Origin of the sequence: Asaia krungthepensis NRIC 0535 (assembly GCF_025995175.1) — a bacterium.
Taxonomy (GTDB): domain Bacteria; phylum Pseudomonadota; class Alphaproteobacteria; order Acetobacterales; family Acetobacteraceae; genus Asaia; species Asaia krungthepensis.
On record NZ_BAPV01000061.1, the window covers coordinates 154,271 to 167,428 of the forward strand.

Below are 13,158 nucleotides of genomic sequence, written 5' to 3' on the forward strand. Positions count from 1 at the left end.
TCAAACGCCTCACTTCGATATATCGCCCCCTTCCAGAGGAGCGCGATCGTCTGCCCGAACCGCAATGACCTACGCCAGCAGGGTGCCCTGCAGGAATAAGGTCCGTGCATGGCCGCGCTGCAGTATCGATAGGCGCTTTGAGGGTCCTCGCGTGGCCGTGGGTCGGACCAGCGGCTGACGGACGCGTCCCTGAGTTTGCCATGATCGATACCCCGTTGGCAGGCGCGGTGCCAGGCATCAAGCCAGTGCACGGAAAAGGGGGCTACGGGTCATATGATCGGCTGTGTCAGAGAAGGAAGGCACACCTACCGGCATGCGGTGACGAACAAGCCTCGCCGCTCAACCATGTGATCCGGCATGCCTGCGTGACAAACCTGTGTGACCGAGAGGGTGTTTCGGTCACGGCTTGTGGCTTTGAAGCCCCCTCGTCTGAATATTCCCCTCAATGAGTGAGCGCAGCCCGACCATGACAACCGCCGCGACCTGTTCCAGGCTTGAGCAGCTCGCACCATCACGGGCGGCAGCCGACATGCCAGCCATCGTCACGCTCAGGACATCGGTTGCCACCGGCGCTGCCTCTGGCACCGTACGGGCGATCAGGGCCTCGAGCTTTTCACGACGAGCCCGGGCGATACGCAGGGCGATGCCTCTCCCCTCATCGCTTTGATCCGCTCGTAAGGCCTCAAGGATCAGGCACCCGGCCCGATCGCTACAGGCCGTGTAGGTACGCGAAGCGTCGCCCAGCAATTCGGCAATACTGTCAATGACCGGACGGTCGTCGCGAAAGAAGATGTCGAGAGGCAAGATCTCAGCGGCATAGGCCTCAGCGATCCTCTCGAAATAGGCGGCCTTGCTGCCAAAGGCGGCGTAGAAGCTGGCCGGTCTGATACCGAGTGCCTCAGTGATGGCCGCAATGCCCAGCGCCTCATAGCCATGCATGTGGAACAGCGTGCGCCCAGCGGAGAGAGCCTCTTGCGGGTCGAACCGGCGGGGACGACCTCGTGCGGCCTTCGATGATAATTGATCGGTCACTCAAAAAACCCCTTGACGATAGTCCTGCACGAATTATGTAGCGTTCGATCAATAAATTCAAGGAGCGCCTCATGTCAGGTTCGACAGCACGGAAAATCCTGATCATCGGCGGCAGTCGAGGGATCGGGGCCGCGATCGTCGGGAGGTTTGCGGCGGAAGGCGACGACGTCTCGTTCACCTGGTCGGGCTCGCAGGAAGCGGCAGACGCGGTCGCGGTCCGAACCGGCGCACGGGCCATCCGCAGCGATGCCTCGGACCGTGATGCAACGATCACCCTGTTGCAGGATACAGGGCCGCTTGATGTTCTCGTTTATAATTCCGCCGTCCTGTTGCCGGGCGATCCACTGACCCTGAAGCCCGATTCCGTCGACCATCTGATCGACGTGAATATCCGCGGCCCGTATTTCGCCTCCGTCGAGGCGGCGCGGCAGATGAAGAGGGGCGGACGGATCATCCTGATCGGCTCGGTGCACGGGGATCGTATGCCATTCGAGGGGATCACGGCGTATGGGATGAGCAAATCGGCATTGCAGGGCCTTGCGCGCGGTCTCGCCCGGGATCTTGGCGCGCGCGACATCACGGTGAACGTGGTGCAGCCCGGGCCAACGAACACGGATATGAACCCCGATGATGGCCTCCTCGCACAAGCAATGCATGACGAAATGGCGCTCAAGCGCCACGGCACCGCAGAGGACGTAGCCCATCTGGTCGCCTATCTCGCAGGTCCATTTGCGCGCGGGATAACGGGCGCCATGCATACGATCGATGGCGGCTTCGGCGCATGAGCGAAGCAGTGCTCTATGTGTTCTATCGCGGCACCCCAGCCGATCGTTTCGACCGGGAGTATTATGGCGCGCATCACCTGCCTCTGGTGAGCAACGCCTTCACGCCCCATGGGCTCGTGTCGCTCGCCGCCTTTTATCCGGCGCAGGATAATCCCGGGACAATTGCCCTGTGCGAATGTCGCTTCGTCGATGCGTCAAGCATAGAGCGCGCATTCGGCAGTCCCGAGGCTTCAGCCGTCATGGCCGATATCCCCCGGTTTACTGATCTCCAACCCAATCGCCTGCGCGCAATCCCTCTCTGAGGACATGACATGAGTGATGAGAAACCATGGTCGCATGCGCCACTGCGCTGTGTTCGTCGGGGCCATTTCTGGATCCCGGGCGAGCGCGTGATCCAATCCGGGCGAAGCTATCAGCGCGCGCCCATGTATGTGGAGTGGGAGGCACCCGAACATGTCATTCACCCCTATCCGATCATCCTGATGCATGGAGGCGGATTTCAGGGCACGGAGTGGTTCGACACGCCTGATGGTCGGCCGGGGTGGGCTCAGCGTCTGGTCGAGGCAGGCTACGTTGCCCTCGTGATCGACCGGCCGGGACATGGGCGCTCTCCTTTGCATACGGAAATCACCGGTGCGATGGGACCGCCATTTTCCTATGAAGCTGCGCGTCAGATCTATTTTCCCGGCTCCGACCCGCGCCATACGCAATGGCCGTTTGACGCGGATGATGAGGGCGCGCTCGACGCATTCGTTGCAGGCTACGGGCCGTTGCCCGCTGATCTCTGCGCCTCCCAGACGATGGACGCCGACCGGATCGCGGCGCTTCTGGACAGGATCGGTCCTGCGATCCTGCTGACACATTCAGCCTCGGGCCCGGATGGCTGGCTCGTCGCCGATAGAAGGCCCGATCTCGTACAGGGCATCATCGCCATCGAGCCGATGGGACCGCCCTTCGCAACCATCCCTAATATCGGTCCGATGACCTGGGGCATCGCCGCAGCGCCGCTCGCCTTCGAACCGCCTATGCAGGATGCGACAATGCTGCATGCATCAGAGCCCGGAACCTATCGCCTACCGTCTCTGGCCGGGAAGCCGATCCTGATCGTCACCGCCGAGGCCAGCGCGTTTGCAGCGGCAAGCCCGCCGACCGCCGCATTCCTCAATGCCGCGGGGGCCTCTGCCACAGTAATGCATCTCCCGGACCATGGGGTGCATGGTAACGGGCATGGGCTGATCTACGAAAAAAACTCCGACGCAGCGCTGGCTCCTGTGCTGGCCTGGCTTGCGCCGAACACAGAGGTGTCGGCATGAAAATTGCCCTGATCGGCCTTGGTGCGATGGGTCGCGCCGTCGCCACCCATCTGGTGCATGACGGCCATGAAGTTCGCGCCTGGACGCGCTCTGGACGCACGGTCGAAGGCGTCGCCGCGTTGCAGACTCCGGAGGAGGCGTTCAACGCCGATGTCGTTCTGACACTCCTGTCGGATGATGCAGCCATCCGCTCGGTGATCGTCGATCCGGGTCTGGTGTCACGCGCCCCCTCGGGTGCGATCCATGTCGTCATGTCCACGATATCGGTCGCATTTGCACACGAACTGACAGAGCTTCACGCCCGATATGGAATGGCCTTCGTAGCGAGCCCTGTCCTTGGCAGGCCCGATGTTGCGGCAGAAGGCGCATTGCAGATCCTTGCGGCTGGCAATGCTGTCCATCTGGACAGGCTCTCGCCCGTATTTGCGGTTCTAGGGAAGCGTGTCTGGCCAATGGGGGAAGATCCCTCCGGAGCTTACGCGGCCAAGATCGCCTGCAATATGATGATTACCATGGCCATCGAGGCGATGGCCGAGGCTGTCGTGCTGACCGAGGCCAGCGGTGTCTCGCGTGAGGCATTTTTCGACCTGATTCTCAACACGTTGTTCGGCAGCAGATCCTATCAGGTCTATTCAGGGAATATTGCGAAACGGGTTTATGAACCCGGCTTCCGGGCCAGCCTTGGCCTGAAGGATCTGAGATTAGCGACAGAGGCAGGCGCCGCAGCAGGGCATGAACTGCCAATGCTGGCAGCGGTCTTCGAACGGATGGGAGAGGCTATCGCCGCCGGACATGGAGACAAGGACTGGTCCATCATCGCGGCTCAGACGCTCGGAGAAGCGGAGGAGAATCATTGAGACGCTTCCGCCCCCTGGAACAGGCATGGGCGGGGGTCAGGCGTAAGGGTCGCGATCCCAGGAGGATCGACGTTGCGCGGACCAAGTGAATGAGAGGATGACGGACAGATTGTCCCCTAGTGAGGAACCTTCCCTGCCCGCCTCCTGAGTAAGGCGCCTTTTCGTCCGCCCATGAATGGAACCATACCCCGCAGCGACGAAGAGCGTGGTCGGGTTGGTCATGGGGCACTGCCCCATTCCCTGCCAAAGGGCCGTCGCCCTTTGGAAACCCTCACCGAAATCTCAGGATTTGAGGAGAAAGGAGACGACCTGCTCCAGAAGGGCCTGCTCGGCCTCTCCGAACCTGGCGGGTTCGGGGCTGTCGATATCCAGCACACCCAGCAAAATGTCGTCCTTGACCAGAGGCAGGACGATTTCCGACGCCGACGCCGCATCGCAGGCAATATGCCCGGGGAAGCTATGGACGTCATCGATCCGCTGGATACGCTTCTCGGCTGCAGCCGTACCGCACACCCCACGCCCCAATGAAATGCGCGTGCAGGCCACACGCCCCTGAAACGGGCCGAGCACGAGTTCACCCTCTCTCATAAGGTAGAACCCTGCCCAATTGATACGCGGTAGAGCCTCGAAAAGAACGGCCGCGACATTGGCCATGTTGGCAATGAGATCGCTCTCTGCGGCCACGAGCCCCTCGACTGAGGAAAGAATATCGGCCTGGGTCAGTTTCAGGTCAGGGGCGCTCATTGCACGGTCACTTTCTGGTCTTGAGATTCACGGGGCCTCTAGGGGCGGGGGCTCCCAGATCCGGCACCGTGACCGCAACCTGTCATACCGTCTTGAAGACGATATACCCCGCGACGATAAAGATAAGGGCTGCAAAGACCAGCTTCAATGTTGCGCCCGATCCCTGCCCCATCGCGCGCGCCAGCCTCGTGCCGATCACGCACCCGGCGACACCGCCAAGAATGAACCATAATGCCAGTGACCAGTCGACCAGACCCGAGAGGGCATAGCTTGCCGCTGTCGTGACCCCGAACGCCGCGACGGCAACAAGAGACGTCCCGACCGCATTCAGCACCGGCATATGGGTGGCCGCCATCAGGGCGGGCACGATCAGAAATCCGCCCCCGATGCCGAAGAACCCGGACAGCCCGCCTGTGCACAGGCCGAACAGCCCGACCTTCCAGACATTGTCCCGGTTGCAGGCCGCCCCGGGTATGCCCTGATCATGGCGTCCACGGATCATGGCAATACCCACAAGAACCATCAGAGCCGCAAAGAGAAGCAAGAGGCGCTGACCATCCATCGCCTTGCCCAGATGCGCGCCCAACGCCGCGCCGATCATCCCGGCGGGCGCAAAAAAACCGGCGCACCGCCATTTGACAGTGTGTTCTCGCGCATGGGTCACGAGCCCCGCCAATGCATTGATGGCAACGGCGAAGGCACTCGTGCCGATGGCGACATGGGGGTTGCGTACCCCCACCAGATAGATGAGCAACGGAACCGCCAGAATCGACCCGCCGCCGCCGATAAGCCCCAGAACAAGCCCGACCAGACTGCCTGAGGCCAGAGCGGGCACAATCTGGGCCGACAGGATGCCGCCTGACAGAACCAGGTCAGGCGTGAGAGAGGACGCAACCATGAGAGAGGCTCAGCCCTCGCTCTTCTTTCCCGGGCGCACGAGGAACTCACGCCCCTTGAGCATGAACTCCCAATACAGGAGGGGCATAATTTTTTCCTTGAGGAACCAGGCCAGACGGGTTGGTTTCTTGCCGTCCAGAATCCAGCTCGGCAGGGTCGGAAGCAGCTTGCCGCCATAGCCGAATTCGGCCAGCACGATCCTGCCACGCTCGACCGTCAGTGGGCAGCCGCCATAACCGTCATAAGCTGCCTCGAGCTTGCGCCCCGAAAGCTGCGCAATCAGATTTTCAACCACCACTGGGGCCTGCTTGCGCGCGGCTGCTGCCGTTTTGGCATTGCTCGTCCCGGCCACGTCGCCCACGGCGAAGACATTCGCAAATTGCATATGCTGCATCGTATCGGGATGCACCGACACGAAGCCGTCCTGACCAGCAAGAGGTGACGTGCGAATGACATCCGGCGCCGTCTGGGGTGGCACCACATGCAGCATATCAAAAGCACGCTCGACGCGCTCCGTGCCGGTTTCGGTCACACGCTCGAACGTTGCGATTTTCTTCTCGCCATCCACTGCCACGAGGCGGGATTTGAGATGCAGATCGATACTGTAGCCCTTGATGTAGTCCATGAGTGCCGGCACGAAATCCGCGACGCCGAAAAGACTGGGTGTCGCCGTATCAAAACCCACCTGGACACGACCCAGTACACCGCGTCGACGCCAGGCATCGCAGGAGAGATACATCGCCTTCTGCGGTGCGCCGGCGCATTTGATGGGCATGGGCGGCTGGGTAAAGAGGGCGGTCCCCTCTTCCAGCTTGTTCACCAGCTCCCAGGTATAGGGAGCCAGATCATAGCGGTAATTCGAGGTGACGCCGTTCTTGCCCAGCGTCTCGGTCAGACCCGGAATGGCCGCCCAGTCGAGCTTGAGGCCTGTTGCGACCACCAGTGCCTCGTAATGCACCACGCTGCCGTCGCCCAATTCGACCTGATTCTGATCCGGCTGAAAGCCCGTGACTGCCTGACGGATCCAGTTGGCGCGCGCAGGAATAAGCCCGACTTCCGAACGCTTCGTCTGAGCCGCCTGAAACACGCCGCCCCCCACCAGGGTCCAGCCAGGCTGATAATAATGCTCGGTCGAAGGCTCGATGACGGCCACCAGCAATTCCGGCCTGCGTCGCAACAGACTGGCCGCGCAGGCCAGACCACCCGCGCCGCCGCCCACCACCACCACATCGTAGCGCTGGGATTTCGGCGCGGTCTCTTCCGGCTGGGTGGAGGCCAGCTCGAACAGATCCGACGCGCGACGGCCCGAGCGGCAATAAGCCAGAACCTTGCCCGTATGATCCGGCCCGATCATTTCCGACAGGGTGCGGCGCATGACCGACACGCTATGGGCGTCGGGTGTCGCGCCCATACGCACCGGAATATAGGCAAAGGCGAGCCCGCATTTCTCGGCGGCCACACCCAGATCGGCCACGCCGGGCTGATCCTTTTCCTCGCCATCCGGGCGGGTCGAGATGATACCGGTGAAGCCCTGCTCCTTGAGCGCGGGCAGGTCTTCCGCCCGGATCTGGGGCGAGACGGCGAAATGGGCCGTCAGGAAGCGAAGGGACATGAGCGTACCTTTCTGTCGTCAGACTATCATCGAACCGGCGCACGGCTCTCGACCGCTTGCTGGCTGGTTTCGCGCCGGAGGCATTATGAGCCCACTGGTCGCGGTCCCTGGAGGTCAGAGCGTGTCGAGGGGTATCTTGATATAGCGCGTGCCGTTTTCCTCGGGTTCCGGCAGACGCCCGCCACGCATATTGATCTGGACTGACGGCATGATGAGGTTGGGCAGTGACAATGTCGCATCACGTTTCGTGCGCATGCTCACAAACTCATCCTCACTGACACCGTCATGCACATGGAGGTTGCGATCACGCTGGGCGCCGATTGTCGTCTCCCACGCATAATGATCGCGCCCCGGCGCCTTGTAGTCATGACACAGGAAAAGCCGCGTCTCGCGTGGCAGAGAGAGGAGGCGGCGTATGGACTGGTAGAGCTGTCGTGCATCTCCACCCGGGAAATCGGCCCGCGCCGTCCCGAAATCGGGCATGAACAGCGTATCGCCGATGAAAGCGGCATCCCCGATGACAAAAGCCATATCGGCCGGGGTGTGTCCCGGGACATGCAGGGCGATGGCCTTGATCGTGCCGATGTGAAAGACATCGCCATCCTTGAACAGATGATCGAACTGGGACCCGTCGCGCGCAAAGCGCGTCCCTGCGTTGAAGATCTTGCCGAAGACCTCCTGCACATGGGTAATCTCGGCCCCTATGGCGAGCTTGCCGCCCAGATGCTCCTGCAACCACGGCGCTGCGGAGAGATGATCCGCATGGGCATGGGTTTCGAGCTGCCACACGACGGTAAGATTTTCGCTTTTTATGTAATCGAGAATAGCCTGAGCACTGGTCGCATTGGTTCGGCCTGAGGCAGGATCGTAATCCAGAACGCTGTCGATGATCGCTGCCTCACGCGTGGCAGGATCATGCACCACATGCGATGCCGTAAACGTCGTCTCGTCAAAGAAACTGCGTATGACAGGCAGGGGTGCCCGATCGGCTCGCGTGGCATCGATCAGGGCTGTGGCTTTCGCAAGAGGAGAGTCGACCATAATGCTCACTCCCGAACTTTCATATTTCTCGAATGTGTTATTTCTCATTCTGTGTAATTGTGATAAAGCCCCACGTCAAGAATGACGCACTATCCTGGAAGATCGTTCATGGATGATCCATCACAGACACCCCCGCTCCGTCTTGGCATGACCGCACCCAACTTTCGGGCCAGAACGACCCGGGGTGAACTCATACTGAGCACGCTTCGTGGGCACTGGGTCGTCCTGTTCTCTCACCCCGCCGATTTCACGCCGGTCTGCACCAGCGAGTTCATCGCATTCGCGAAGGCGCAGCCCCGGTTCGATGCGCTGGATTGCCGACTGATCGGTCTTTCCGTGGACAGCCTGCCCTCTCATTTCGGCTGGATCGAGGCGATAAGGCGTGATCTGGGGGTGGAAATCGGTTTTCCGATCATCGAAGACCCGTCCATGGCTATTGCACGCGCCTACGGCATGCTTGACGCAAACGCGCAGGACAGCAGCACCGTGCGCTCGACATTCATCATCGCCCCCGATGGCACGATCCAGTCGATCCTGACCTATCCTCTCAGCGTCGGTCGATCCGTTGCGGAAATCCTGCGCACCGTACAGGCGCTGCAACGCGCCATGAAAGGCGATGCCCTCACACCTGAGGGCTGGGACGCAGGAGAAAGATTGTTCCGGCCACCCCCGCAGACGCTCGAGGGCATGAAATCCGATGACGGACATGTCTGGTATCACGATCTGGAAGAGGATTTCATCTCGTGAGCGGGTCCGATCGTGCTTCACAGGATGCGCTGATCGAGAGGCTGCGCCTTTACGGTCAGTCACAGCGCCTGGCTATCCTGACATTGCTCGTTCAGGGACCATGCAGTGTTTCGGCCATCGAGCGCGTGACCGGTATCGGGCAACCGGCCCTGTCCCAGCAACTGGGTGAGTTGCGACGGGCAGGCCTCATTGCCTCCACGCGTGTGGCGCGCGAAGTCAGCTACGATTTTGCGTCGGGATCGGAACGGGCACGAGCGATCATCATCCTGACCCTGCTGGATCCGGCCCTCCCGCAGAATGCAAATCCGTCAGCCATTCGCTTCCCGGCACGTGGGGGCGCGCATTTCGCGTCGATTCTACCTGACTGAAAGCAAGGCATTCGGGAATTCCCGGCCTTCATATCCCCCCAGTCGAGCGGTCACCGTATCTTCGATGGCGCTGAAACAGCTCTGGGTGCAGGCGACTGACCGCATTGGTTCATAACGACATTGCATCGAGTTAATCTGGACCGGCGCGCTTCCCCCTGCCCGTTGACCCTTTCCCGTGCCATGGTCCCGTCCCTGCCATCCCTGTGAACCGGATCCCATGACAAATCAGCCTGCCATGCGCACCCGCTCAATCTGGGCGATCATGCTCACCAGTCTTGTAGCCAGTTGCACGACAGCACCGTCGGCATCGCTCGTCTCCTCGGCCCTCCCTGATGAGCGGCTTTCTCTGGCCGCACCGCCTGCAACACCCGCATCACAGGCTAATGACGACCGGATTTTCGCCGCAACGCGCGCGCTCAAGGACACGCCGCGATGGAAATTGGCACAAAGCGACGCCGATCTTCGTCCGGCTCCCCTGCTCCGCGGTTTTTCCTGTGCTGCAGGCTTCATGATCGCACTCGACAAGGCTCCGCACCTCGAGCAGATCCTGACTCTCATGGCCAATGCGGAAACAGGCCGCACCTCTGAAGAGAAACACTACTGGAAGCGCCTCCGCCCCTTCATCGGCAATGACCAGCCGATCTGCGTCTCCCGCGAGAGCAACCTGCGCAAAAGCCCTTCCTACCCCTCGGGTCATACAATTGCCGGGTACTCCACGGCGCTCGTGCTGTCGGCCCTGTTGCCTGAACGCAGTGCAGAGCTTCTTCAGCGTGGGCGCGTCATCGGGGAAAGCCGCATCGTTTGTGGCGTTCACTGGGCCTCGGATGTCGCCGCTGGCTATCAGGCGGCAGGCGCTTTTGCCGTCGCCACGCTTGAAAACCCCACGATCCGTGCGCTCATGCCACAGGCGCGTGAGGAACTGCTTGCCCTGCAAGCGGCGGGCCTCCGCCCGGACGCAGAGCGTTGCGCCCTGGAAGCGGACGCTGCCGCTCACTCGCCTTTCTCGGAAGACTGAGAAAAACTCCATTCGGGCGGGAGCCTGCCTCACCTGCCCGGTACGAAAACCTGGGGTAGAGAACAGAAAGGATTCCTGCCTGACCGTCCACGCAGCCATCAGGCTGCTAGATCAGGCACCTTAGTTTCATCCAGGCGATAAGGTCCACCCCCGAGAATCTCGATACTCAGGGTCATGTCTCCGGCGCTCGAGAAACCAGCCAGAGAGATGAATGCCTGCCCCTTGGTCCATCGACAGTGACCTGCCTCAAGAGCATCCCACCCCTCGATGAGCGGTTGGCTGAGATGAGGGTTGGTCAGCATTTCGCCCTGTGTCCCGGAACACCGCATCTGGCCGATCAGAACGCCGAGAGCGCGCCGATCATCCACAAACGCCCCAATCCCGTCACAGGCACGGACGGTACGCGAACAAAGCCAGACATGGGGTATTCCAGCCGGTATGCTGAATGTCGCGCCCTCTGGCGACTGGGACAGAATGGGACAGCGACGTCCGGCGTGATCATACAGAACGAGTGCAGGATCGCTTGTGACGCCCCCTGAGTTTTCGCAGGATCCAAGACCCAACGCAGAAGCACGTTGCGCAAGAGCCTGAAAAAGCGGTTCGACAAAGCCTCGCGCTGTGTCCAGGGGGGCGGCAGCATCCGTCGTCCAGCTACGCGCCGCATGTACCTCGCCGCTGATACGACCATTTCGCAGGCGTGACGACCTTTCACTCGTGTCCAGATAAGACTCTGTTTCTACCCCGTTGGCAAAGATGATTGCATGATTGGCCAGCTCGACGTGATGATAGTCATAGGTCCTGAAACTGCGATCATACGCGACACTCGTTCCATTCACGAGCATACGCACGGGCACGAAGCGTCCCTCGAAGAGGAAACAGTGCTCACTCGTCACGAGAAGGTCGCGAGAGGGCAGATTCTCATCGAAGGCATTCGAACGGATACGGACAGGATACCCTGCCAGATCGTCCGGTAGACCCAGCCGAACATGTGCAGTGCGCCGGATAACGCGAACGACCTCACGCACCACCCGCTCACCGTGCTCGATGCAAACAAGGCGATCTCCTCCCGCAAGGGTCTCGACACGGACCTCTCCATCGTCAGTCAGCATGAGCGTTCCGGCCAGAAAGCAGGCCTCGATCTTGTCAATGTACAAGGTCTCAGCGAGCACTTCTATTCTCATTCGGGCATTGGCCTGCTGGGATGGATCGGTGAGGGTGGCACCGCTCATGACATTGAAGTCGGTCCCTCGCCCGATATTGGGGCGGATACAGACCGCCCCGGTCATGACGCTGACTGTCCCGGGCACATTCCCGCAAAAGGAGTCGTCGGTCGAAGATGCCCCGGACCTCACCTCGACATCAGCTGCCATATAGATATTGCCGACCGAGACGGCACCATCATCCAGATAGACACCCCCGCCGTAGAAATTGTTTTCGGGATATTTCTGGATGTAGGAGCTGATCAATGTGCCTCCGCTTTTGACAAAGACATCCAGTCCACGCGCGACGATTCCCGAAACAGTCGCCCCATTTGAAACGATCAATCGTGTCCAGCCGATACCGTTGAACGACGAAATCTCCCGGGTCGTCACAAAACCGCTCGTGAAATAGGTCAGCCCGTCGTCGTCGCGTGAAGCTGTCCACTGGCCAGTCGGCGCATCAGCCAGCTCATCGGTCAAATCTCGATCGAACCTCGCAACAGGATGGCCGAGCTCCGCATCGGTGTAGAATCTGGCTCCTGCCATGATTGTCAAAGCCGAGACCATCGTCCCCGCAGCAATGCCGACATGCCCCCCCGAGGCACATTCCACTTTCGAAATTGTGCACCCTGTCTCAACATAAACGAGACCGCCTGGCTCGATCGTGAGATTTTCCGCCGTCGATCCGCCTGAGAGGGCGATATCCCCACCGCTTTTGGCGGTCAGCCCATTTCCATAGGCACCCTCTTCAAGAGATATGCGCGCGGATCCAAATGAAAAACTGTCGTGGATTTCACCGCCATGCACGGACATCAGACCCTGCTGAATGCTGACATTGCTGATGTAAGAGTCATAGAGGGTGAGATATGTGCCAGATATCGCACAATCGACAAGGGACGACATCCAGGGGCTGTTCGGGTCTTCAGTACTTGCTGTCGGGCTATCGGCAGACACCCGAACCGCCCCCATGCTTTCTGGCAGGGCTGTACTCCCGGAAGGGATCGAGGCTGCCCCTGCAATGCCGCCTGTTTCCGCCGGAGCGCTCTGGGTGTTCTGAGAACCGGCCCAATCCTCATCATTGGACTTGGTAAGTAATATCGACTGTTCCCCGCGAGCCTCCGCCGCTGTGCTGATCGACGGGATTATATTGGCATTTTCGGACGTATCGCCCCCTTGAGACAGTCCAGAGGCATCGCGCTCCAGATTGCCTCGTCCAGTATCGACGGCGCAAGCGCCTGGCATAACAACTTCGCTCATGACCACTGTCCCTATCTGTGCGAAACAGGCTGCGGCTTCCTCAGACAATACACCTGCCTCTGCCCGGCGGAGGCGAAATCATGGGCGAATTCTATTCTTGCAGATGCCACGAGATGAGTAGTTTATTAGGTGACATCAGTAATATCAATATAAATCCGAAATAGAGGATTTTCTATCAATACAGAATATGATGTAATCATGTTTTCATTCGTAAAACCGAGATATACTTTCCCCCCCATATCTCGAAACGCAAAAGAATCCGCAAGTCTCAGACACGCTGAGACTCCGGAC

13 protein-coding genes are annotated in these 13,158 nt (G+C 60.3%); 7 read left to right on the forward strand and 6 right to left on the reverse strand.

What is annotated here, in order from left to right; translation table 11 throughout:
• Positions 1–399: 399 nt before the first annotated feature.
• Positions 400–1,032, reverse strand: a complete 633-nt coding sequence (locus AA0535_RS14965; RefSeq protein WP_264817466.1) for a TetR/AcrR family transcriptional regulator — start codon at positions 1,030–1,032, stop codon at positions 400–402.
• 71 nt (positions 1,033–1,103) lie between these two features.
• On the opposite strand from AA0535_RS14965, the gene bdcA reads away from it, so the two are divergent.
• The 4 genes from bdcA to AA0535_RS14985 are packed head-to-tail and all read left to right on the forward strand — an operon-like array spanning position 1,104 to position 3,987.
• The gene (gene bdcA, locus AA0535_RS14970) at positions 1,104–1,817 is read left to right on the forward strand and encodes an SDR family oxidoreductase (RefSeq protein WP_264817468.1); all 714 of its coding nucleotides are present in this window, start codon (positions 1,104–1,106) and stop codon (positions 1,815–1,817) included.
• Positions 1,814–2,119: an EthD family reductase gene (locus AA0535_RS14975; protein WP_264817469.1), complete on the forward strand. Its 306-nt coding sequence runs from the start codon at positions 1,814–1,816 to the stop codon at positions 2,117–2,119. Before bdcA ends, AA0535_RS14975 begins: the two co-directional genes overlap by 4 nt.
• Before the next feature lie 9 nt (positions 2,120–2,128).
• A complete protein-coding gene (locus AA0535_RS14980) occupies positions 2,129–3,130 on the forward strand; it encodes an alpha/beta hydrolase (protein WP_264817470.1) in 1,002 nt (333 codons plus the stop codon).
• The gene (locus AA0535_RS14985; protein ID WP_264817471.1) at positions 3,127–3,987 is read left to right on the forward strand and encodes an NAD(P)-dependent oxidoreductase; all 861 of its coding nucleotides are present in this window, start codon (positions 3,127–3,129) and stop codon (positions 3,985–3,987) included. The genes AA0535_RS14980 and AA0535_RS14985 overlap by 4 nt, the downstream gene beginning before the upstream one ends.
• A 282-nt stretch (positions 3,988–4,269) precedes the next feature.
• Here the strand turns inward: AA0535_RS14985 and AA0535_RS14990 are convergent, their stop codons facing one another.
• From AA0535_RS14990 to AA0535_RS15005, 4 genes are all read right to left on the reverse strand, one after another.
• A complete protein-coding gene (locus AA0535_RS14990; RefSeq protein ID WP_264817472.1) occupies positions 4,270–4,731 on the reverse strand; it encodes a GAF domain-containing protein in 462 nt (153 codons plus the stop codon).
• Between the two features lie 82 nt (positions 4,732–4,813).
• Complete coding sequence (locus AA0535_RS14995) at positions 4,814–5,629, reverse strand: sulfite exporter TauE/SafE family protein (protein ID WP_264817473.1); 816 nt, start codon at positions 5,627–5,629, stop codon at positions 4,814–4,816.
• 9 nt (positions 5,630–5,638) lie between these two features.
• Complete coding sequence (locus AA0535_RS15000) at positions 5,639–7,240, reverse strand: bifunctional protein tyrosine phosphatase family protein/NAD(P)/FAD-dependent oxidoreductase (RefSeq protein WP_264817474.1); 1,602 nt, start codon at positions 7,238–7,240, stop codon at positions 5,639–5,641.
• A gap of 114 nt (positions 7,241–7,354) precedes the next feature.
• Positions 7,355–8,281, reverse strand: coding sequence for an MBL fold metallo-hydrolase (locus AA0535_RS15005; RefSeq protein ID WP_264817475.1), 927 nt, complete (start codon positions 8,279–8,281; stop codon positions 7,355–7,357).
• 108 nt (positions 8,282–8,389) lie between these two features.
• On the opposite strand from AA0535_RS15005, the gene AA0535_RS15010 reads away from it, so the two are divergent.
• The 3 genes from AA0535_RS15010 to AA0535_RS15020 all read left to right on the forward strand — a co-directional run bounded on the left by AA0535_RS15010 (position 8,390) and on the right by AA0535_RS15020 (position 10,411).
• On the forward strand, positions 8,390–9,028 hold the full coding sequence (locus tag AA0535_RS15010; RefSeq protein WP_264817476.1) for a peroxiredoxin: 639 nt from the start codon (positions 8,390–8,392) through the stop codon (positions 9,026–9,028).
• Complete coding sequence (locus AA0535_RS15015; protein ID WP_264817478.1) at positions 9,025–9,396, forward strand: ArsR/SmtB family transcription factor; 372 nt, start codon at positions 9,025–9,027, stop codon at positions 9,394–9,396. The genes AA0535_RS15010 and AA0535_RS15015 overlap by 4 nt, the downstream gene beginning before the upstream one ends.
• A gap of 217 nt (positions 9,397–9,613) precedes the next feature.
• Positions 9,614–10,411 carry an acid phosphatase gene (locus tag AA0535_RS15020; protein WP_264817479.1) on the forward strand — a complete coding sequence of 266 codons (798 nt, stop codon included), beginning with the start codon at positions 9,614–9,616 and terminating at the stop codon, positions 10,409–10,411.
• A 98-nt stretch (positions 10,412–10,509) separates the two neighbouring features.
• On the opposite strand, the gene AA0535_RS15025 is transcribed toward AA0535_RS15020, so the two are convergent.
• On the reverse strand, positions 10,510–12,867 hold the full coding sequence (locus AA0535_RS15025; protein WP_264817480.1) for a Hint domain-containing protein: 2,358 nt from the start codon (positions 12,865–12,867) through the stop codon (positions 10,510–10,512).
• Between the last annotated feature and the right edge of the window lie 291 nt (positions 12,868–13,158).

What these genes read in the sequence shown, in the direction of transcription:
- AA0535_RS14975 (WP_264817469.1), top strand. Translation starts at nt 1,814, where the DNA reads ATGAGCGAAGCAGTGCTCTATGTGTTCTATCGCGGCACCCCAGCCGAT.
- AA0535_RS14980 (WP_264817470.1), top strand. Translation starts at nt 2,129, where the DNA reads ATGAGTGATGAGAAACCATGGTCGCATGCGCCACTGCGCTGTGTTCGT.
- AA0535_RS15020 (WP_264817479.1), top strand. Translation starts at nt 9,614, where the DNA reads ATGACAAATCAGCCTGCCATGCGCACCCGCTCAATCTGGGCGATCATG.
- AA0535_RS15005 (WP_264817475.1), bottom strand. Translation starts at nt 8,281, where the DNA reads ATGGTCGACTCTCCTCTTGCGAAAGCCACAGCCCTGATCGATGCCACG.
- bdcA (WP_264817468.1), top strand. Translation starts at nt 1,104, where the DNA reads ATGTCAGGTTCGACAGCACGGAAAATCCTGATCATCGGCGGCAGTCGA.
- AA0535_RS15010 (WP_264817476.1), top strand. Translation starts at nt 8,390, where the DNA reads ATGGATGATCCATCACAGACACCCCCGCTCCGTCTTGGCATGACCGCA.
- AA0535_RS14990 (WP_264817472.1), bottom strand. Translation starts at nt 4,731, where the DNA reads ATGAGCGCCCCTGACCTGAAACTGACCCAGGCCGATATTCTTTCCTCA.
- AA0535_RS15000 (WP_264817474.1), bottom strand. Translation starts at nt 7,240, where the DNA reads ATGTCCCTTCGCTTCCTGACGGCCCATTTCGCCGTCTCGCCCCAGATC.
- AA0535_RS15025 (WP_264817480.1), bottom strand. Translation starts at nt 12,867, where the DNA reads ATGAGCGAAGTTGTTATGCCAGGCGCTTGCGCCGTCGATACTGGACGA.
- AA0535_RS14985 (WP_264817471.1), top strand. Translation starts at nt 3,127, where the DNA reads ATGAAAATTGCCCTGATCGGCCTTGGTGCGATGGGTCGCGCCGTCGCC.
- AA0535_RS14995 (WP_264817473.1), bottom strand. Translation starts at nt 5,629, where the DNA reads ATGGTTGCGTCCTCTCTCACGCCTGACCTGGTTCTGTCAGGCGGCATC.